Origin of the sequence: Chryseobacterium luquanense (assembly GCF_026460945.1) — a bacterium.
GTDB lineage: Bacteria > Bacteroidota > Bacteroidia > Flavobacteriales > Weeksellaceae > Chryseobacterium > Chryseobacterium luquanense.
In genome coordinates, this window is sequence record NZ_JAOVZV010000020.1 from 50,884 (window position 1) to 71,964 (window position 21,081).

A 21,081-nucleotide genomic window follows, 5' to 3' on the forward strand; every position below is an offset into this window, starting at 1 on the left:
AATGAAGTTTAAAGTTTTAATATATTCTTTAATCTCATCTGCTTCGTTTTGCAGCTGTATCCCTTCATACAGTGTTGCGAAAGAATACAGAAACGTAAAAGCTGATTTTCCAAAGCAGAACGTTTTTGTTGTGAATAAAGATTTGAAAGAGGAATATGAAATTTTAAAACATTCAAATATCTACGAAATCGTTGAAGACAGTACAAACGTTGCAAAACTTGAATTGCTACCTATGAAAACTTACACTCCATCATGCGGAAACGCAATGATAGGAAGTATGATAACATTCGGACTTTTGCCTTCAGGTTTTCCTTATGACATTTCGTATGATTACAATTTAACAGAACACAATATCAAGAAAAATCATCAGTACAAATTAAAAGTTTATCAAAGCCTTTGGCTGTTTAATATATTCAGACTGGGCAAAACTTATAACAAACAAGCCGGGAAAGCTTTATTGGGTAATCATCTTACCCTGAATAAATAATCCCCGTTTTATATTTTTCAAACAAAGAAAGTATGAACAAGAAAATTCAAATATTATCTATATTATTCCTAGGAATTTCGTCGGTGGCGTTTTCTCAGATTAAAGAGGAAAAACTGATTCTTAACAAGAAAAGAGAACCGGAAGTAAAGAAAATTGAGAAGAAGAAAACCTCAGTAGAAACGGTAAAAAATTATCCGCCGGAAGAGAAATCAGCCAATCCTGTGAAGTATAATATTACAGATGTTCCTGCGGTTTCAGATTTTAAGACTTCGACCATTCAGGGTGAAGATGTTGCTCCGAAGTTTGACGGAACGGCTCAGAATAACTATTTCCAGTTCGGAATGGGGAATTACGGAAAGATTTTAGCGGATGCCAATATTTCTAAAACACTCGAGAACAAAATCGAAGTGGGAGCGGACGTTCATGTGCTTTCTACCAACGGTTTGAAGAAAGTTTACGATTGGGATTCTAATCAGAGTTCAGCAACTTTGGGAGCTTTCTTAAATTCTTATGGAGAAAAAGGAAAAATCAATGTGAATGCTGAGTATGGTTTAGATAATTACAACTATTACGGAATTTATGCCCTGACGCCTTCTGCGAATGTAGATTTGAAGCAGAAAGTAAACCAGTTTAAAGTCAACGGTTATTATGATTTTTATTCAAACGAAATTTTAAATGATGTAAGAGTAAAATCTTCATTTTTAAGCGATCATTTTGATGCAAAAGAAAATCAGGCTTCCATCTTGGCCAATCTTTCGAAACATGCTGTAGAGCTAGGAAAAAGTGGAATTGTTTTGAATGCTGATTTAGGTTTAGGTTTGGAAACAGTGAAAACAGATTTTGCTTTATTAAATAAAAACTCTTCAACATTCTTCAACGCAGATATTGCTCCGAAAGTAACTTTTGCAAAAGGTGAATCGTATTTGATGTTGGGTTCTTCTTTTTCATTTTTAAATGCAAGAAACTCTAATTTAATTTTAGCCGACGAATTAAAAAATAACAAAACGTATTGGTTTCCACAGGCTGAGTTTCAGGTGGCTGCTGCTAAAGAATTTAAATTCTACGGTGGGGTAGATGGTGGTTTAAAACTGAATACGTACAGCGAATTGTTGCAGACAAACCCGTTCCTGGTTTCAGACCAGATGTTGAGACCAACCGAGACACAGTATCATTTTTACGCAGGTTTAAGAGGTGATATTGATGAAACTTTTAAGTATGATGTTTCTGCAGGATTCGGAAAAATGAGAAACATTATGTTCTTCCAGGGAAATAATTTGTTCGACAATACATTTACTTTAGACCGTCCGGGTTATGATTTTGCCAATACATTTTCTGCCGTTTACGATGATGGAAATGTAAGCGACATCAAAGGTAGTTTACAGTATTTCCCGCTTGAAAACCTAATTGTTGATGCTGATGTTAGATTTTTAAAGTATGATTTAAAGAATTATGACAATATTTACAACGTTCCTTTAGTGACTGGAAGCATCGGTGCAAAATATACCATGTTTGAAAAAAAACTGTCATTAGGCTTCAAAGGAATCTTCGCAACAGACAGAACGACAAACTCGTATATGCTTGAAGGCGTGGGAAGTCCGTCGGTTATTTTCCAGTCTACAGAAGATACGAATGATAAAGTTGGTGGGTATGCAGATTTAAACTTGTCTGCAGAGTATAAAATTCACAAAAATTTCAGTATTTTCGCACTCGGAAACAATCTTCTGAGCTCAAAATACCAAACGTACAAAGGCTACAAAGTTCTTGGTGCGCAGGTTGTGGGAGGTGTGAAGATTACTTTCTAAAATATGGGTAATGAGTAATTGGTAATAAGCAATATTTGCATTACTTATCATTGATTACTCATTATTTATAAAAATGGCTGCGTAGTTCAACTGGATAGAATATCAGATTTCGGCTCTGAGGGTTGGGGGTTCGAATCCCTTCGCGGTCACAAATAAAAAGCGTTTACATTTGTAGACGTTTTTTTGTATTTTTAAACGTAATTTTTTGATAACTAAACCTCATTCATAAGTTCCTGAAACTTTTCAGCAAACAATCCGATATGAAAACCATCCATCAATCCGTGATGTCCATGAATAGAGACAGACATTAATTTTTTACCACTATTTTCAGTGATTTTGCCAAATGAAATTTTGGGACAGCTGTCCGGAAATGTAAAATTTCTTGCATGAGAAAGTGAAGTGAAATCAAGCCACGGAACAGCCGAAAAATGAATGACATTTTCTCCCGAACCTGCAGTAATCAAGCCTTTAGATTGCTGTACTCTTGTAATTTCTTCTTTTGCATTTTGGTAAAATAATTCTTCATTTTTATCATAATCCATATAAGAAAAACCAAATGTTTCATCGGGTCTGTTGATGGTTGCAGAAGCATTGATTTGATCAAACAGATAGACTTCGTTATTAATAATTCTATAACGGAAGTTTTCTATTGTATTGGCAGCTTTTAAAGATCTGTACAGATAATAAAGGAAAAATGAGTTTCCTTTTGCCTTCGCTTGTTGATATGCGAAAGTACAGTCAATAGTAATGGTTACCCCAAAAAAAGTTTCTTCAAATTTTGAAAAAAAGAGAAAATGTTCTTTCCTTTTCCAGTCATCCAGCTTAATAAGTTGTTTCATATTTTATTAAATTTTATATTAAAAATTGATGAGAATTACTAATTTTATTTCTCAGCAGTATTGTTTATTTTTCTGCCGCAAATTTCAACCTATATAAAAAATCCCGAAAGGACATTTGTCCCGAATAAGCATATGTTACGCACAAACCAGACGTTTTTAGATTTTATTACAAAACTTTACGAAAAGCAGGAGCGAAAAGAAGATGTGATTTTGAAACAGTTCACAAAAGGACAAAAGCTGTTCACGCAAAATGACAAATCATCCAAAGTCATGCTGATGAAAGAGGGGATTGTGAAATGCTATTTCAGTGAAGAAAACGATAAAGAATTTATTCTGGAATTTTTAGGAAAAGGCGAAATCCTTGGTGAGATCGAATGCATCAGAAATATTCCCTGTTTATGCAATATCGAAGCGATGACCGATGTTTCAGCGTATGCGTTGTCGGTTCCTTACTTTCGCGAACTTTTAAAAAATAATTTAGAACTCAATGCTTTGCTCGTCGATGCTTTTGCAGAGCGAATTGTAAATACTTCAAAGCGCGCATCTTTTCAACAGTTATACACAGTTGAGCACAGTTTGCAAAAACTTTTAGAGCTTCAGTCAAAACAGGATATTCAACTTTCCAAAGAAGATTCGGCGGCGTACTTGGGAATTTCTGTGAGAAGTTTAAATAGAAGCTTAAAGAATTTGGCGGAGTAATTTTAAGATTAATATTTATAAACCGCTATACTTCATTAAAATATCACTTAAGCCTTCAATTTGCTGAACTTGCTCAAAGCCGGCTTTTAAATAAAAATGTTTAGCTTGTAAATCATCAACAGATACTTCAAGGAAAATCTTTAAATCGTGATATCGTTTCGTAGCTTCTTTTATGGTTTCCTGAACAAAATTCAACCCAATATTTTTTCCCTTAAAAACCTTTTGAATATACATTTGGTAAATGTTTCCGATGTTGTCATTTCTTTTTAGAAAGTGCATATTCCGATCAGTTCACGATTTACAAAAACACCCTGTACAAATTTATTGCCTGTCTGTTTTTCAATATAATCTTCAAAATGAATTTTTCTACATTCAAGTTTCCTGATAAGTTGCAGAAAAAGCTTCCGGAAAATCTTTTAAACTTTCCAAACGTATTTTTCGATACTCTTTACTTTTAGAAGGTAAAATGTTTCGGTATTCAATAAGCGTAAGAAATATTTAAAGTTCAATCTGATAAATTCTGGATTCTTCTTCCCAAGGATGATAGCCTTGTCCGATATACTTGAAACCATTTTGTTCATAAAATCCGATGTGATCGGTACATAAATTCAGATACTTAAATCCTGAATCTTTTGTATCTTCTTTAGCTTTATTGATCAAAAGTTCACTGTAATTATTTCCTCTGTGATCTTCATTGAAGAATAGAGCATAAAGCCATTCTACTGATAAAATCATTGGTAATTAATCCTGCGAAGCCTAAAATTTCTTCATCTTTTTCTAATAAATACCACTGAGGTAAAGATTGTTCTGCATCAATACTATTTGCTATACAATCTTCATAAATAATTGGGTGAAATTTCAGACCATCTTTTTTGAAAAAAATTAATTGCTTTTTCTTTATTCGGGATTTTGCCTTACTTATATTACTTTCATGATTATTAATTTTCAACTTCATTTAATACAAGAAAGGTAAATCTGATAAAAATTCGTTGAATTTGAAAGCTTTATTAAAATCAAAATCATTTTAAAACTTCCCACATGAAAGAGCAGGATGCTGTAAGTACACAAAATGTATATTTTTATGAAAATGAAATGAAAGAATAATTTTTTTTGACTGTCCTTAATCTATGTATAAATAAAAAGCCATTGTGCTCTTTGCTGATTATAAACCTTTGCGAACTTTAAAGCATTTAGTTGTAAAAAATCTTTGCGAACTTTGCATTAAAAATTAGCATTATAATAAACTAAGGACAGCCAAATTAAAAGTTATTTTACTGATTTTTGTGTTTTGCAAATAGATATTCATAAAAATCAGGTTATACAGCAATATAAATACATTATGAAATTTCAAAATACATCCAAATTCATTTGGTCTCTCGTGATTGTCGCATTATGTTCGAATGGATTAAAAAGTCAAGACAAATGGCCAGACAATACCAAAATCGACAAATGGTTTAAAGAAAACAAAACCACAGACATCAATAAATTAGGCAAAAAATACATCTTGACAGCCAACGGCGTGAAGAACGACAGTACAATTCTTCAGACCAAAGAACTTCAGGCTGTGATTGATTTGGCAGCGAAAAATGGAGGCGGAGTAATCATCATACCAAAAGGAACATTTCTTATCAGTTCGGTTTTCTTCAAACAGGGGACACATTTGCATTTGGAAAGTGGCGCGAAATTAAAAGGAAGCGACGATATCAACGACTTTCCGGTTGTCACCACGAGAATGGAAGGTCAGACGGTAAAATATTTTCCGGCTTTAATTAATGCTGATGGATTGGACGGTTTCACGATTTCTGGTAAAGGAACTTTGGACGGAAACGGACTTCGCTTCTGGAAATCTTTCTGGAAAAGACGCGAGTGGAATCCAAAATGTACCAATATGGATGAAATGAGACCTAGAATTATCTACGTTTCAAATTCAAAGAATGTGCAGGTGGAAGGAATTACCATTAAAAATTCACCTTTCTGGAGTACACATTATTACAAAAGTGATTTCGTTAAACTGTTAAATCTGACGATTCTCGCTCCGAAAGAACCGGTGAAAGCTCCAAGTACAGACGCGGTTGACATCGATGCGTGTACCAACTTCCTCATTAAAAACTGCTATATGTCAGTCAATGATGACGCCATCGCTTTGAAAGGAGGGAAAGGTCCTAAGTCCGATAAAGACCCAAACAATGGCGAAAACAGAAATATTCTAATCGAAGACAACAGCTTCGGATTTTGCCACAGCGTTTTGACTTGCGGAAGTGAGTCGATTCACAATTACAATGTGATTCTGCGAAATTCTGAAGTGAACGATGCATCGAGATTATTACATTTAAAAATGCGTCCGGACACGCCTCAGCACTACGAATATCTTACGGTTGAAAACATTACAGGAAATGTAAAAACATTTCTTTATGTAAAAGGCTGGAACCAGTTTTTTGATTTAAAAGGTGAAGAAAGACCGAGGAAAGGTTTGGCGAATAATATTACCATCAAAAATATCGATATCAGTTGTGAAACGGCATTCTCTGTTGAAAAATCTGATTTGTTTGATTTAAAAGATTTCACATTTGAAAATTTCAAAATCAAAGCTCTGAAACCTGAAATGCAAAATCTGAATCACATTCAGAATTTAAATCAAAAAAATATGAATGTGACGCAAGTCGCTTCTCTCACGCAATCTTACGACAAAAAAGACGATTCCGATATTTCTGCTAAATGAGTTTTCATTCCAAAATATTCGTTCTTTTATGCTTTTGCTCACAGTTTCTGCATTCTCAATCTAAGGAAATCCAATTCCTGAGTGGGACAGATTCTGAGCATACAAAAGAATGGGATTTTTGGATAACAGGCGGCAGAAAATCCGGAAGCTGGGATAAAATTCAGGTTCCGTCACAATGGGAACAGCAGGGATTTGGCTCGTATAATTACGGACGAGATTACGTGACCTACGGCAAGAATTTTAAATTCAATGATGAAGTAGGTCTGTACAAACACAAATTTCAAGTTCCCAATTCCTGGAAAGGAAAATCAGTGAACATCGTTTTCGAAGGTTCGATGACCGACACCGAGGTGAAAATCAACGGAAAACTGGCTGGAGAAATTCACCAAGGCGCTTTTTACGAATTTAAATATGATATTTCTGATAAGTTAATTTTTGGAAAAGAAAACATTCTGGAAGTCAAAGTTTCCAAAATGTCTGCTGATAAGTCAGTGAATAATGCAGAACGGTTGGCGGATTATTGGGTTTTAGGCGGAATTTTCCGTCCGGTTTATTTAGAAGCCAATCCTAGAGAATATATTTCATCAACGTCAATCGATGCCAAAGCAGACGGAACTTTCCGTTCGAATATACATTTAAAAGGAATCAATTTTGTCAACAATGTAAAGGTTGAAATTTTTGATGCTAAAAATAATTTAGTTGGTGAATCTCAGGTGGCCGTTCAAAAAGGCGATAGTTTAAAACAGATTCAATTCTCCGTTAAAAATCCAAAACTCTGGACGGCCGAAACGCCCAATTTATACAAGGCAAAATTCAGTTTAAATAAAAACAGAAAAAATATCTTCCAAACTGAAGAAAAATTTGGTTTCCGAACGATTGAAATCCGCAATGGTGACGGCATTTACGTTAACGGAACCAAAATCAAAATGAAAGGCATCAACCGTCACGTTTGGTGGCCTGAAAGCGGAAGAGCGGTCAACAAAAACATCGATTTGATGGACGTTCAGCTCATCAAGGAAATGAATATGAATGCCGTCCGCTGTGCTCATTATCCGCCGAATAAATCCTTTCTTCAAATTTGTGATTCTTTGGGTTTGTATGTTTTGGATGAATTGGCTGGCTGGCAAAAAAAATACAGCACAGAAGTTGGCAAAAAGCTCGTGAGAGAAATGGTTACGAGAGATTCTAGTCATCCTTCCATTATTTTTTGGAGCAACGGAAACGAGGGTGGACATAATTTTGATTTGGATGCAGAATATGCAAAATATGACCTGTCCAACCGTCCCGTTATTCACGCGCATCACAAGCCTGGAAACGCTTTCAACGGAATCGACTGCAACCATTACGAAGATTATTACTGCACCAAAAAAATTCTCGAAGGAGAAAATATTTATATGCCGACCGAGTTTCTGCACGCACAGGATGACGGCGGTGGCGGAACTTCTCTGGCCGATTACTGGGAACTTCACTGGAATTCCAAAAAAGGTGCGGGCGGTTTTCTCTGGGCGTTTGCGGACGAAGGTTTGGTACGAACCGATTTTAATAATCAACTCGATGTGAACGCAATCAACGCTCCGGATGGAGTGGTGGGTCCGCATCGTGAAAAAGAAGGAAGTTTTTACGCGATTCGGGAAATTTACAGTCCGTTAAAAATTGATTTGAAAATGTTGCCGGAGGATTTTAATGGAACAATTCCTGTTGAAAACCGGTATCATTTTACGAATTTAAATGAATGTCAGTTTGAATGGAAACTGGCCAAATTCAAAACGCCTTTTTCTTCTGAATCTGGATTTAATGTTGTTCAATATGGAAATGCAGAATCTCCGAATATTAAACCGACTGAAAAAGGAAGTATTAATTTAAATCTTCCTGCGAATTGGAAAGAAAATGAAGCTTTAAGTCTGACTGCAACAGATTCTTTTGGAAAAGAAATTTATATCTGGACTTGGAAAATTATATCGAACGATGAAATTTCAAAACAGTTTTCGAAATCTTTAATCAAAGAATTTCCAGTTTCATTTATCGAAAATGATTCCTTATTTGTTTTAAAATCAGACGAAAAAGAAGTTTCATTTGGAAAGAAAGATGGATTATTAAAGTCTGTTATTTTAGATAAAAAAGGCAAAAAAATGACCTTCCGGAACGGACCTGTTTTCGTGAATGGAAAAACGGAATTGTCTTCCATAAAATCTTTTGCAGAAGGACAAAATCAAGTCATTCAGATTTCCTACAAAGACGGGAAAAAAGCCGTTTGGAAACTGAATCCGAATGGAATTTTAGAATTAAATTATGAATATTCGCTTGCCGGAGATTATCAGTTTGCGGGTGTGAGTTTTGACTATCCCGAAAATTATGTCATCAGCGCAAAATGGCTAGGCAAAGGTCCGTATCACGTTTGGAAAAACAGAACTCAGGGACAGACTTACAATGTTTGGCAAAACCTGAAAAACTCAACCAGAACAGGTTTTTCACCTTGGATTTATCCTGAATTTAAAGGCTATTTCGACGATATTTCTTGGTTGCAGTTGAATACTGCAGAAGGAAAAATCACGGTTGGAACGAAAGAAGAAAAAATGTTCGTCAGACTCTTTGATTTTTACGGAATTTACGGAGCTGAAGGGTATCCGAAACTGCCGACCGGAAATATTTCCTTCCTCGATTCAATTCCTCCCTTAGGAACCGCTTTGGCGTTTAATATCAATAATGACACTTCGACTTTAGGCCCTGAAAGTGAACCGAACCATTTGAATGGAACTTTTAAAAGAACTTTGTATTTCTATTTTGGCCTGCCGGATTTGGGCGATGAAAATAAACAGTTTACAATGCCGAAAGAAAATATTTTAACAGATTAAGATGAAGAATTGGATGAAATTTTTGACGCTGTTTTTTGGTTCGTTTTTGTTCGCACAACAGACGACTTTTAAGTTTGATTTTGGCACAGACAGAACCGAAAACGGATTTATTCCCATCACGTCAACCTCAAAATTTGATAAGAAAATCGGTTACGGATTTATGGATATTTCCGGTTTGAAATCTGTTGATAACGACGGAAATGCTTTGACGGGAGATTATATTACCAGCGACAAACCATTCTATTTTTCAGTCGCAATTCCTGAAGGAAATTATAATATTACATTAAATCTTGGCGATACTAAAGGAACATCTGAAACAACCGTAAGGGTAGAAAACCGCCGTCTGATGCTGAATGGTATTAAAACAAAAAAAGGTGAAATTGTCGAAAAACAAATCACAGTTCACGTCAAAGACAGCATCATCCGAAATCAGGACGGAACTCAAATCGGAATTGTAAAACTGAAACCAAGAGAACGAAAATATTTACATTGGGACAATTTGCTGACGATTGAATTCAATGACAAAGCACCAAAAGTTTGTTCGGTCATTATTCAGCCCAATAAAATGGTGAAAACTATTTATCTTACAGGCGATTCTACGGTTGTGGATGCGCAGTACGAACCTTGGGCGTCGTGGGGACAGATGTTGCCGTATTTTTTCGTTCCGAATGAAGTTGTGATTGCCAATTATGCTGAAAGTGGAGAAACTTTAAAAGCTTTTGAAGACCGGCATAGAATCGATAAAATTTGGAACAAAATCAAGAAAGGCGATTATCTTTTCATTCAGTTCGGGCACAACGACCAGAAAGCGGGCAACAGTACAAAATCCGGCTACAGAAAACGATTGAAAGAATGGATTTCGAAAGCCAAAGAATTGGGTGCAGTTCCTGTTTTGGTTACTTCAATGAACCGCAGAGTTTTTGACGAGAACAATAACATCGTCAATACTTTAGATGATTTTCCTGATGCGATGCGTGAAATTGCGAAGGAAGAAAAAGTCTATTTAATTGATTTGAATGCCTTAAGCAAAACCTTATTCGAAGCGATGGGACCGGAAGAAGCAAAAAAAGCATTCGTACATTATCCCGCAAATTCTTATCCCAACCAACCGACCGTTTTGGCGGATGATACGCACTTCAACACCTATGGCGCTTATGAATTGGCGAAATGTGTCGTGAAATCTATTGTAGACCAAAATTTACCTTTAAAGAAATATATTTCAAAAAATTATAAAAATTTTAACCCCAATAAACCTGATAAAGTTGAAGACTTCCATTGGCCGGAATCTGTTTTTATGGAATCTTTGAAGCCTGATGGAAATTGAAAATAATAGAATGATTCGAACCGAAATTTTGTTGGCCCCAACCCTAAAGGGAGCAAAATTTTTGTGAAGATTTCATCAAAATTACATCCTTTAGGGTTGGGGAAATAATTTTGATGAAATTAGTAGTCCTGAAAGGACGCTATCAAAAGCATTGGGTGAAGCCCAATGATAAAGTGAAAGAAATAGCAAACAAGCCCTGAAAGGGCGAAATCAGAAACGTATTTAAAAAATCTTTGATTTTTAAAACTAATGTGGTCTTTTTAGCAGTCGAATCATTCACTTATAAATAACTAATGTGTCCAAAAATCTTTTGTGACTTTTGTGGTTAAATTAAACAGTCAAAAATGAAAATTAAAAATATAGTCAGTCTCAGTTTCCTTTGTTTTGCCTTCGGAAGTCTCTCCGCACAAAGCCCGTGGCCCAAAACCAACGAGACCGCAAAACCGTGGACCCGCTGGTGGTGGATGGGAAATGCTGTTGATGAAAAAGGATTGAATAAACAACTCACTACTTTAAATAAAGCAGGTTTCGGAGGTGTGGAAATCGTGCCGATTTATGGCGCAAAAGGTTTTGAAAAACAATACCTCACATACCTTTCTCCGGAGTGGATGAAAATGCTTCAGTTCACGACCAACAAAGCAAAAAGTCTGAATATGGGCGTTGATATGTCAGTCGGAACTGGTTGGCCGATTGGCGGACCGCAGGTTGATGAACAGGATGCGGCGACAAAAATGATTGTTCAGACCTATACGATTGCATCGGGTGAAAAATTTTCAGATAAAATCATTCTGAAAGACGAGAAACAGAAGAATTTAAAAACAGTAAAACTCGATATTGTCACGGCTTACAATGAAAAAAATGAAGCTGTAGTATTAACGAATAAAATCAATGCTGACAGAACTTTGAACTGGAAACCTAGTTTAGGAAAATGGACGGTTTACGCGGTTTTTGTGGGCAAAACTTTACAAAAAGTAAAACGTGCGGCGCCAGGTGGTGAAGGTTACACTTTAGACCACTTTTCGCCGGACGCGACGAAGGATTATCTGAAAACTTTTGACAAGGCGTTTGGAAATTCCAACTACGGAATCAGGTCTTTTTTCAATGACAGTTATGAGGTTTACAATGCCGACTGGACGCCGGATTTTTTAAATGAATTCAAAAAAAGAAGAGGATATGACTTAAGTCCGTTCATAAAATATCTCGTGAGCAACGAGGAAAATGAAACTGCAGGAAGAGTAAAATCGGATTACAGAGAAACTCTGAATGAATTGATTTTAAACAATTTCACCAAAGATTTCACCAACTGGGCGCATTCCAAAGACTCAAAAAATACCAATCAGGCACACGGTTCGCCGGGAAATTTACTCGATTTGTACGCAGCAGTTGACATTCCGGAATCTGAAACTTTCGGAAGTTCTATTTTTGAAATTCCGGGGTTGAAAAGAGATACTGCGGACATTCAGAAATCAGATATGCCGGATTTTAATATGTTGAAATTTGCCTCTTCCGCAGCAAATGTGACAGGCAAAAAATTAACTTCAAACGAAACGTTTACCTGGTTAACCGAACATTTCAAAACCTCGTGGTCACAGGCAAAACCGGAAGTTGAGCAGGTGTTTTTATCAGGAATCAACCACGTTTTTTATCACGGTACGACGTACACTCCGGCTGATGTTCAGTTTCCGGGATGGTTGTTTTATGCGTCGGTGAATTTCGTTCCTGAAAACAGTTTGTGGCCACATCTGAAAGGATTAAATTCTTACATCGAACGCACGCAATCTGTTTTGCAAAGCGGAAAATCGGATAATGAATTACTGATGTATTGGCCGGTTTACGACCAATGGGCGAGTCCGAAAGGGAAGGATGTGACGTTCAAAGTTCATAACGTGGAAAAATGGTTGGTGCCGACCCAGATGTATGAAAATATGAACAAGCTCAGTAAAATGGGGTATTCTCTCGATATGATTTCGGACAAAATGATTGGTGAATCAAAGTCGGAAAATCAGAAAATTCAGGTTTCGAAGGAAGGCTCGGCTTATCAGGTTTTAATTATTCCTGAACTGACGTATTTGCCGGAATCTACTTTAAAAAACATAGTGGATTTAGCTCAAAACGGCGCATCAATTATCTTTCAAAACGAACCCAAAGATATTCCCGGAAACTTTGAAGTCGAAAAAAGAAGAACGCAGTTAAAATCTTTATGGAATCAGATTCCTTTTCAAAACCAAGAAGGTAATTTGAAATTTGCTAACGTTGGAAAAGGTAAAATTGTATTAACTTCTGATGTTGCAAAAGCTTTGGAATATTTAAAAATTGAAAGAGAAAAACTGACTGATACTGGATTGAAATTCGTGAGAAGACAGTTCGACGGCGGAAAATATTATTACATCGTCAACCATACTTCAAAGGAAATCAATCAAAATATTCCGTTAAATTATATTGGAAAACAAGTGACTTTGATGAATCCTGAAAATGGAAATTATGGACTTGCAGAGACTCAGAATAATTCAGTGAAAGTTCAGTTGAAATCGGGAGAATCATTAATTATCAAAACTTCTGAAATTTTGGATAATTCAATTACAAAATGGAATTATACCGAAAAAACCGATGCGCCGATTCTTTTAAATCAACCTTGGCAACTCACTTTCAAAGAAGGTGGTCCCGAACTTCCGAAGACTAAAACTTTAGACAAACTTCAACCTTGGACCAACTTCACAGAAGATGCTTCAACCCAAAGTTTTTCCGGAACAGGAGTGTACACGACGACTTTAAAATTAAAAAAGAAAAACGCCGACGATTATCTTCTGAAATTCGATAAACTCTACGAAAGTGCAAAGGTGATTGTCAACGGTCAGGATGCCGGAATAGTCTGGAGTCTGCCTTTTGAAATCAACATCGGAAAATATCTGAAAAAAGGAAAAAATACTATTCAAATCGAAGTCTGCAACCTGATGGCCAACAGAATCCGGGATATGGACCAGAAGAAAATCCAGTGGCGAAATTACCACGAAATCAATTTTGTGAATATTAACTACAAGCCGTTTGACGCATCCAACTGGAAAGTTCAGCCTTCTGGTCTAGATGGAGAAATTCAATTAATTCCAATTCATTATTCAAAATAAAAATTAATTATGACTAAAAATATCATAAAAACATTCGCATTAGGAACTTTGCTGACCTTCAGTTTTTCCAATGCTCAGCAGAAACCGAAAGTCGTTTTAGACAACTTTTTCAACAACGAAAAAAAGGAAAATAAAGAAACCAAAGTTCTCGAATCTTGGCATTACACGTGGAATGACACCAGCAACGGTGGGTTTTCTTTACTGGGCGAAATCTTCACAAAACGGGGTGCAGAAATCAGTACTTTGAAGACCGCTCCGTCCAAAAAAGATTTAAAAAACGCCAATATTTACATCATCGTCGATGCCGATATTGATAAAGAAGCATACGGCGGAAAGGCGAATCTGATTGACCCGACCAGCATCAAAAACCTCACTGATTGGGTGAAAAAAGGAGGCGTTTTAGTATTGATGAGCAATGATAACGGCAATTCGGAATTCGAACATTTCAACAAACTGGCTGGAGAATTTGGAATTCATTTCAACGATGACAGCTACAACCGAGTTCAGAAACGAGAATTTGAGCAGGGAAAAGTAATGGTTCCAGCAGGTAATGAAATTTTCTCCGAACAAAAATTATATATGAAAGAAGTGGCGACGATTTCTGTGAAATCCCCTGCCAAAGGCATCTTGACGGCAGAAGGGAAAAACATCGGAGCCATTGCAAAATTCGGCAAAGGGACGGTTTTCGCATTGGGCGATCCTTGGTGTTACAACGAGTACATCGACGGCAAAAAGTTACCCGCAGATTTTACCAATTATCAGGGAACTGAAGAGTGGGTAAAGTGGCTGTTGAAACAGGCTTCTATGAAATAATTTTTTTAAAGTGCAATCGGTTGAAAATTGTTTGAGAAGATTTATTTGGGCAGCTTAATCCGCCTTCCACTCCCAATCTTTTTGCAAGACGATTTTCAGTTTAAATAGAACTTGCAGTCTAAGCAAAAAAGGATTTCCGCTCAAGTCGGGCTGCGAGAGATTTAACGTTCAAAATTGCTTTTAAATTTTGAAAAACCCTTGAAAGGGCATAATCAACAGTATTGTATGTAGCCCAATGATAAGAACGACAGATGTGAATCAGCCCTGAAAGGGCAATATCAAAAGCATTGGGTGAAGCCCAATGATAGATTAAAGGAAGATTTCACACAGCCCTGAAAGGGCGGAATCAATATTTAGAAGGATAGAAAAACTATCAGAAAATAATTATTTGTTTTAGCCAAAACTTATAAAATTGGAATTATGAATGCAAAATTCAAATTTATTTTAGGCGCCATTCTTTTTTCAGAACTCCTGTCTGCACAACGACAAATGGAATATCTGAAACGGGGAATCGTTGCCATACCTGCAGATTCAGGTGTTTTTGTGAGTTGGCGTTTGCTCGGCACAGAAGCTCAAAATACGCATTTTGATTTGTACCGAACTGAAAATAATTCAACCAAAAAGCTGAACGAAAAACCACTTTCAAACGAAACTAATTTTTTAGATAAAACCGCAGACAAAACAAAAAACTACACTTATTTCGTCAAATCAAATACGCAGGATAAATCAGTTGATATTGATTCTGCAAACTATGTATCCAACCAAAAACCTTATTTTTCAATTCCTCTAAAAACGCCAGCAGGTTATACTCCAAACGATGCTTCAGTAGCAGATTTGGATGGCGACGGCGAATATGAAATCATCCTTCATCAAATCGGAAGGTCAAAAGATAACAGCCAGAAAGGAGAGACCGACCCACCAATTATTCAGGCTTATAAAATGGATGGAAAGCTTTTGTGGGAAATCAATTTAGGTAAAAACATCAGAGAAGGAGCGCATTACACGCAGTTTTTGGTCTACGATTTAGACCAGGATGGCAAAGCGGAAATCGTAATGAAAACCGCTGACGGTAGCAGAGACGGCAAAGGAAAATTCATTGGCGACCCGACTAAAAATTATGTCAACGAAAACGGAATGATTCTATCCGGACCCGAATTTATGACTGTTTTTGACGGAGAAACAGGCGCAGAAATTCACACCGTGAATTATGAAGTTCCCAGATTTGCCGGCAGTTTAAATCCAACCGACGAAGAAATGACCGAAACCTGGGGCGATGCGAAAGGGAATAGACTCGACAGATTTTTGGGAGCCGTTGCGTATTTGGATGGCAAAACGCCGAGTGTGATTATGTCGAGAGGATATTACACCAGAACGGCAATTGCAGCCTGGGATTATAGAGATAAAAAACTCAGCCTGCGCTGGCTTTTTGATACCGAAAGTTCGGAAGAAAATAAAAAATACCGCGGACAGGGAAATCATAATTTGAGCATTGCGGATGTTGATAACGACGGAAAAGACGAAATTGTTTTCGGAGCGATGACCGTTGATGATGACGGAAAAGTGTTGAATAGCACAGGTTACGGTCACGGCGATGCTTTGCACGTTGGAGATTTAGACCCATCGAATCCTGGATTGGAAATTTTTGATATTCAGGAGAGGTTTGATGATGCAGGAGCGCATTTCAGGGACGGCAAAACCGGAAAAGTTTTATGGAAATTGCCATCAACTGTTTATAGCAAACAAGGCAAATTCCAAGGTCCGGGACGGGGTTTGTCTTTAAATATCGACCCTCGTTACGAAGGTTCAGAATCGTGGGCCGCCGGAGCTGGATTAAAAGGAGTTTATAACACGAAAGGAAAAAAAATCAGCAACAAAAATCCGCCAGCGAATATGGGAATTTATTGGGATGGTGATTTTTTAAGCGAAATTTTGGATGGAACAAACGTATCAAAATGGGACTGGAAAAAAGAAAAATCCAATCTGATTTTTGATGCTAAAAGTTTCCAGTGTGAATCCAATAACGGGACGAAGAAAAATCCGGCATTGGTGGCTGATTTATTCGGAGACTGGCGTGAAGAAGTGATGTACAGAACGGCCGATAATCAGGAACTGAGAATTTTTTCTACGACCATTCCAACGAAACACAGACTGTACACTTTGATGCATAATCCGCAGTACCGTTTGAGTATCGTATGGCAAAATGTAGGCTATAATCAGCCTCCGCATACCGATTATTATCTGGATGAATCGATTAAGGAAATGCCAAAACCGAATGTTGTTACTGTAAAAAAATAGACTTGACAGGGAAGTTTTTTTTAACCACAAAAGGCACAAAAGATTTTAAACACATTAGTAATTTGAAGTTTTTGATTCGACTTTTAAAAAGTGCACATAAGTTTCGAAAATCAAAGATTTTCATTTGGGTCTTACATAAGCGAAGCGGCTTTGCCTCAAATAATAAATTAATTTAAGGAATCGGCTAAACTTCGTTTTGTGAAACAAAAAAAGAATATTTAAATAAAAACGCTGTGAGCTTCGTGTTCAAAAAAATTAAAAGTATTATGAAAATAAAGTTCATACTTCCAATTTTAGCTTTGATTCTAATTATCGGAGCATCTTTTCAAAAACTTCAGGATAAACCGGTGCTTTACATCATCGGAGATTCGACCGTGCAAAATGGTTCTGGTAAAGGTGCAGACTCACTTTGGGGTTGGGGAAGTTTTATGAATTTATTTTTAGATACGACTAAACTTGAGATTCAAAATCACGCAAAAGGTGGCAGAAGCAGCAGAACTTTTATCACAGAAGGCCGGTGGGATTCCATTATGAAAACCATTAAAAAAGGCGATTATGTATTGATGCAGTTTGGTCACAATGATGGCGGTGAACTGGCCGATACTTTACGGGCAAGAGGAACGATAAAAGGAATTGGAGAAGAGTCTAAGGATATCTACAACCCCATCCGTAAAGTGGATGAAACGGTTTATACCTATGGTCATTACATGCGAAAATATGCGAATGAGGCGAAATCAAAAGGTGCAATTCCCATTATTGTTTCGCCAATTCCGAGAAATAAATTTAATGAGAAAGGTAAAATCGAAAGAGACCAATACGCAATCTGGTCACAAGAAGTTGCCCAACAAACCGGCGCTTGTTTTTTAGATTTAAATAAAATGGTCATAGAGAAATATGAAAAAATGGGAGTTGAAAAAGTAAAAGCGTTTTTCCCGAAAGACCATACGCATACCAATGAAGCAGGTGCAATTTTCAACGCAGAACTAGTGGCAAAAGGCATCAAGAATTTAGAGAAACGTGAACTCAGGAATTATTTAAAAAGAAAATAAAAATAAATATATACTTATGAAAAAACTGTTAACAACAGGTTTTTTTGCACTGATCATCGGAGGTTTGACTTCCTGTTCGGTACAGAAGAATGCTTCGGCAAGCAAAGTGGAAATTCCCAACAAAAAAGAAGTTTTGGAAGTTTCAAGAAGAGCGAATCAATACTTTATGGACAAGTGGCCGGATACCAAAAAAGACATCGTCGGCAAGAAAGTCTGGCCAAGTAATCTCTGGACGAGAGCGGTGTACTACGAAGGTTTGATGGCGTTGTATTCTGTAGACCCAAAAAAGGAATATTACGATTACGCCATGTCCTGGGCAAACAATCACAACTGGAATTTACAGCGTGGAACCTACACCAGAAATGCTGACCATCAGGCTTGCGGACAGACCTATCTTGACCTTTATGAAATCGACGGAAGAAAACATCCTGAAAGAATCAAAAACGTGAAAGCGGCGATGGACAGCATGATTGCCACTAAAAAAGTAGATGACTGGTGGTGGATTGATGCACTTCAAATGTCGATGCCGATTTTTACTAAATTAGGTAGAATCACAGGCGAGCAAAAATATTTCGACAGAAACTACGAAATGTATGCCTACACAAAATACAAGCATGGCGGAAATGGTTTGTACAATCAGGCAGACAAAATCTGGTGGAGAGACAAAGATTTCGTGCCGCCTTACAAAGAGCCAAATGGTGAAGACTGTTACTGGAGCCGTGGAAACGGTTGGGTAGTGGCCGCTTTAGCAAAAACGCTGCAAGACACGCCTAAATCTGATCCTCATTATAAAGAATATCTGCAGGATTATAAAGATATGTTGGCAGCCTTACTTCCGATCCAGAGGGAAGATGGTTTCTGGAATGTGAGTTTACATGATCCAAACAATTTCGGAGGAAAAGAAACGACAGGAACTGCACTTTTTGTATACGGAATGGCGTATGGAGTGAACAACGGATTGATCGACAGAGATACTTATCTACCCGTTTTGGTTAAAGCGTGGAATGCGATGGTCAAAGATTCTGTTCAGCCTAACGGATTTTTAGGCTGGGTTCAGGGAACCGGAAAAGAGCCGAAAGATGGTCAACCTCTAGCGGTTGATAAAGTTCCTGATTTTGAAGATTACGGATTGGGATGCTTCTTACTTGCGGGAAGTGAAGTTTATAAATTGAAGTAAATTGTGTTTTTGAAATAATTAAAAGACTTAATAATGAAAATTGTTAAGTCTTTTTTGTTAAACATGAAAAAGAATTTCGAATATTTCAATTCTAAAAAATACAAAATAATGAAGATTAACGGCCTATTTCAGTAAAATAATGAATAGCAAAAAATTATCTAAATAGAACGTAACCTTCAATATATTAATTAGTTGTCACTTCTGTTCTAAATATTAGAAAAAATCTTATTTTTCCATAATGTTTAGGCATGACACTACAAGATGCGCAACCGATTACATCTTGTTAATTTTCAAATTCAATCAATCAGAAAAATTATGAACGCACTATTAGGAGTACTATTTCATTTCCTGGGAGGATTTTCTTCGGGAAGTTTTTATTTACCGTATAAAAAAGTTAAAGGTTGGGAATGGGAAACTTTTTGGTTAATCGGGGGAACCTTTTCTTGGATTATCGTTCCGCCATTGGCAGCGTTTCTTACTATTCCTGATTTTTGGTCAATCATTCAGAATGAATCTTCATCCATCTTAGGATTAACATTTTTATTTGGTGCACTTTGGGGAATCGGCGGTTTTATGTACGGTTTGGGAGTTCGATACTTAGGCGTAGCATTAGGAAGCAGTATTATGTTGGGTTTAACGATGGTTATCGGTTCACTAGTTCCTTCAATTTATTATGAATTTTCTCCACAAGATGGAAAAGACAATATTGGTTTAATGTTTTCTAGCAGTTGGGGACAGTTTGTTCTATTAGGACTTCTTGTCTGCGTTGTTGGAATCATCATCAGCGGAAAAGCGGGTGTAATGAAAGACCGAGAACTTCAAACCGATTCTGTTGATCCGCACGGAATGGAAGTAAAAACAGAATACAAATTTGGTTTAGGTTTAACGGTTGCGATTATTTCAGGAGTTTTAAGTGCTTGTTTTAATTTCGGTCTTGAGGCTGGAAAACCAATGGCATCCGTAGCCAACGAAGCTTGGAAACTGGCAAATCCTAATCAGGGAGAATTTCTTTTTCAAAATAATGTAACGTATATCGTTGTACTTTGGGGTGGGATGGCTTCCAATCTTATCGGTTGTCTTTATCTTTCATTTAAAAATAAATCGTACACAGATTACACTAAAAAAAATGTACCAGTTGTAAAAAATATCATTTTCTGTGCTTTAGCTGGAACAATGTGGTTTTTACAATTTTTCTTCTACGGAATGGGGGAAAGTAAAATGGGGAATGGTCCGAGCTCGTGGATTCTTCACATGGCATTTATTATTTTGATTGCCAATCTTTGGGGGGTAATTATTAAAGAATGGAAAGGTGTTTCCAAAAAAACGATTACTACAATTTCTCTAGGAATGTTGGTGATGTTTATATCAATTTTAATTGTAGGATACGGAAATTCATTAAGATAATTAATGATGAAAAGAATTGCATTTAAAATGTTTCTTCTTAAAGGATTTGAGGAAGAATATAAAAAGCGTCACGCTGAAATCTGGCCTGAACTCGAAGATTTGCTTAAAGAATCGGGAGTGGAAGATTACTCAATCTTTTTAGACGAAGAAACTCATATTTTATTTGGAGTTTTAAAATGTAGTAATGAAATAAAATATCAAAACCTACCATTGCAACCAATTATGCAGAAATGGTGGGAATACAACAAAGACATCATGCAAACCAATGAAGACAATTCTCCGAAAAGCATTAGTCTGGAAGAAGTTTTTTATTTAAAATAAAGAGAATTTAGGCTAAAGAATTCTTCTACAATATGAAATTTTATCTTTTTTATCATATAGTTACGAGTTAAAAGCTCAAAAGCACTGAGAATTTCAGTGCTTTTTTTGTTAACTAAAAATGAACACTGGTAATCGTTTTTGGTTAAAATAATTAAAATATTTTTTCCTTTTAAATTTT

Annotated in this window: 16 protein-coding genes and 1 tRNA gene; 14 read left to right on the plus strand and 3 right to left on the minus strand. The window is 36.6% G+C overall.

Going from position 1 to position 21,081, the window contains the following annotated elements; all coding sequences use genetic code 11:
• Position 1: 1 nt before the first annotated feature.
• The 3 genes from OEA66_RS16915 to OEA66_RS16925 all read left to right on the plus strand — a co-directional run bounded on the left by OEA66_RS16915 (position 2) and on the right by OEA66_RS16925 (position 2,438).
• Positions 2-487, plus strand: coding sequence for a hypothetical protein (locus tag OEA66_RS16915; protein WP_267282492.1), 486 nt, complete (start codon positions 2-4; stop codon positions 485-487).
• Between the two features lie 32 nt (positions 488-519).
• Positions 520-2,289, plus strand: a complete 1,770-nt coding sequence (locus tag OEA66_RS16920) for a porin family protein (protein WP_267282493.1) — start codon at positions 520-522, stop codon at positions 2,287-2,289.
• A gap of 75 nt (positions 2,290-2,364) precedes the next feature.
• A tRNA-Arg gene (locus OEA66_RS16925) sits at positions 2,365-2,438 on the plus strand.
• 63 nt (positions 2,439-2,501) lie between these two features.
• Here OEA66_RS16925 and OEA66_RS16930 read toward each other — a convergent pair.
• A complete protein-coding gene (locus tag OEA66_RS16930; RefSeq protein WP_267282494.1) occupies positions 2,502-3,128 on the minus strand; it encodes a chloramphenicol acetyltransferase in 627 nt (208 codons plus the stop codon).
• 132 nt (positions 3,129-3,260) lie between these two features.
• Between OEA66_RS16930 and OEA66_RS16935 the strand changes: the two genes are divergently transcribed.
• Positions 3,261-3,827 (plus strand): Crp/Fnr family transcriptional regulator, encoded by a 567-nt coding sequence (locus OEA66_RS16935; RefSeq protein WP_267282495.1) that lies wholly within the window; start codon positions 3,261-3,263, stop codon positions 3,825-3,827.
• Positions 3,828-3,842: 15 nt separating this feature from the next.
• On the opposite strand, the gene OEA66_RS16940 is transcribed toward OEA66_RS16935, so the two are convergent.
• The gene (locus tag OEA66_RS16940; RefSeq protein ID WP_267282496.1) at positions 3,843-4,106 is read right to left on the minus strand and encodes a GNAT family N-acetyltransferase; all 264 of its coding nucleotides are present in this window, start codon (positions 4,104-4,106) and stop codon (positions 3,843-3,845) included.
• A gap of 219 nt (positions 4,107-4,325) precedes the next feature.
• Complete coding sequence (locus OEA66_RS16945) at positions 4,326-4,562, minus strand: GNAT family N-acetyltransferase (RefSeq protein ID WP_267282497.1); 237 nt, start codon at positions 4,560-4,562, stop codon at positions 4,326-4,328.
• Between the two features lie 604 nt (positions 4,563-5,166).
• Between OEA66_RS16945 and OEA66_RS16950 the strand changes: the two genes are divergently transcribed.
• The 10 genes from OEA66_RS16950 (at position 5,167) to rhaM (ending at position 20,903) form a co-directional block, all read left to right on the plus strand.
• Positions 5,167-6,546: a rhamnogalacturonidase gene (locus OEA66_RS16950; RefSeq protein WP_267282498.1), complete on the plus strand. Its 1,380-nt coding sequence runs from the start codon at positions 5,167-5,169 to the stop codon at positions 6,544-6,546.
• Positions 6,543-9,398 (plus strand): glycoside hydrolase family 2 protein, encoded by a 2,856-nt coding sequence (locus OEA66_RS16955; protein ID WP_267282499.1) that lies wholly within the window; start codon positions 6,543-6,545, stop codon positions 9,396-9,398. Before OEA66_RS16950 ends, OEA66_RS16955 begins: the two co-directional genes overlap by 4 nt.
• Before the next feature lies 1 nt (position 9,399).
• Positions 9,400-10,722 (plus strand): rhamnogalacturonan acetylesterase, encoded by a 1,323-nt coding sequence (locus tag OEA66_RS16960; protein WP_267282500.1) that lies wholly within the window; start codon positions 9,400-9,402, stop codon positions 10,720-10,722.
• 344 nt (positions 10,723-11,066) lie between these two features.
• On the plus strand, positions 11,067-13,844 hold the full coding sequence (locus OEA66_RS16965) for a glycosyl hydrolase (RefSeq protein WP_267282501.1): 2,778 nt from the start codon (positions 11,067-11,069) through the stop codon (positions 13,842-13,844).
• Between the two features lie 9 nt (positions 13,845-13,853).
• A complete protein-coding gene (locus OEA66_RS16970) occupies positions 13,854-14,657 on the plus strand; it encodes a hypothetical protein (RefSeq protein WP_267282502.1) in 804 nt (267 codons plus the stop codon).
• Between the two features lie 420 nt (positions 14,658-15,077).
• Positions 15,078-16,952, plus strand: a complete 1,875-nt coding sequence (locus OEA66_RS16975) for a rhamnogalacturonan lyase (RefSeq protein WP_267282503.1) — start codon at positions 15,078-15,080, stop codon at positions 16,950-16,952.
• A gap of 266 nt (positions 16,953-17,218) precedes the next feature.
• Positions 17,219-18,001, plus strand: a complete 783-nt coding sequence (locus OEA66_RS16980; RefSeq protein WP_267282504.1) for a rhamnogalacturonan acetylesterase — start codon at positions 17,219-17,221, stop codon at positions 17,999-18,001.
• 16 nt (positions 18,002-18,017) lie between these two features.
• Entirely contained in the window at positions 18,018-19,178 is a 1,161-nt protein-coding gene (locus OEA66_RS16985) for a glycoside hydrolase family 88/105 protein (protein WP_267282505.1), read from the plus strand.
• Between the two features lie 315 nt (positions 19,179-19,493).
• Complete coding sequence (rhaT, locus tag OEA66_RS16990) at positions 19,494-20,582, plus strand: L-rhamnose/proton symporter RhaT (RefSeq protein ID WP_267282506.1); 1,089 nt, start codon at positions 19,494-19,496, stop codon at positions 20,580-20,582.
• A 3-nt stretch (positions 20,583-20,585) separates the two neighbouring features.
• Positions 20,586-20,903: an L-rhamnose mutarotase gene (gene rhaM, locus OEA66_RS16995; protein ID WP_311136923.1), complete on the plus strand. Its 318-nt coding sequence runs from the start codon at positions 20,586-20,588 to the stop codon at positions 20,901-20,903.
• Positions 20,904-21,081 lie beyond the last annotated feature (178 nt).

Bases quoted from the DNA above. Each gene is read 5' to 3' on its own strand.
- OEA66_RS16915 (WP_267282492.1), top strand. From the start codon at position 2: ATGAAGTTTAAAGTTTTAATATATTCTTTAATCTCATCTGCTTCGTTT.
- OEA66_RS16920 (WP_267282493.1), top strand. From the start codon at position 520: ATGAACAAGAAAATTCAAATATTATCTATATTATTCCTAGGAATTTCG.
- OEA66_RS16930 (WP_267282494.1), bottom strand. From the start codon at position 3,128: ATGAAACAACTTATTAAGCTGGATGACTGGAAAAGGAAAGAACATTTT.
- OEA66_RS16935 (WP_267282495.1), top strand. From the start codon at position 3,261: ATGTTACGCACAAACCAGACGTTTTTAGATTTTATTACAAAACTTTAC.
- OEA66_RS16940 (WP_267282496.1), bottom strand. From the start codon at position 4,106: ATGCACTTTCTAAAAAGAAATGACAACATCGGAAACATTTACCAAATG.
- OEA66_RS16945 (WP_267282497.1), bottom strand. From the start codon at position 4,562: ATGATTTTATCAGTAGAATGGCTTTATGCTCTATTCTTCAATGAAGAT.
- OEA66_RS16950 (WP_267282498.1), top strand. From the start codon at position 5,167: ATGAAATTTCAAAATACATCCAAATTCATTTGGTCTCTCGTGATTGTC.
- OEA66_RS16955 (WP_267282499.1), top strand. From the start codon at position 6,543: ATGAGTTTTCATTCCAAAATATTCGTTCTTTTATGCTTTTGCTCACAG.
- OEA66_RS16960 (WP_267282500.1), top strand. From the start codon at position 9,400: ATGAAGAATTGGATGAAATTTTTGACGCTGTTTTTTGGTTCGTTTTTG.
- OEA66_RS16965 (WP_267282501.1), top strand. From the start codon at position 11,067: ATGAAAATTAAAAATATAGTCAGTCTCAGTTTCCTTTGTTTTGCCTTC.
- OEA66_RS16970 (WP_267282502.1), top strand. From the start codon at position 13,854: ATGACTAAAAATATCATAAAAACATTCGCATTAGGAACTTTGCTGACC.
- OEA66_RS16975 (WP_267282503.1), top strand. From the start codon at position 15,078: ATGAATGCAAAATTCAAATTTATTTTAGGCGCCATTCTTTTTTCAGAA.
- OEA66_RS16980 (WP_267282504.1), top strand. From the start codon at position 17,219: ATGAAAATAAAGTTCATACTTCCAATTTTAGCTTTGATTCTAATTATC.
- OEA66_RS16985 (WP_267282505.1), top strand. From the start codon at position 18,018: ATGAAAAAACTGTTAACAACAGGTTTTTTTGCACTGATCATCGGAGGT.
- rhaT (WP_267282506.1), top strand. From the start codon at position 19,494: ATGAACGCACTATTAGGAGTACTATTTCATTTCCTGGGAGGATTTTCT.
- rhaM (WP_311136923.1), top strand. From the start codon at position 20,586: ATGATGAAAAGAATTGCATTTAAAATGTTTCTTCTTAAAGGATTTGAG.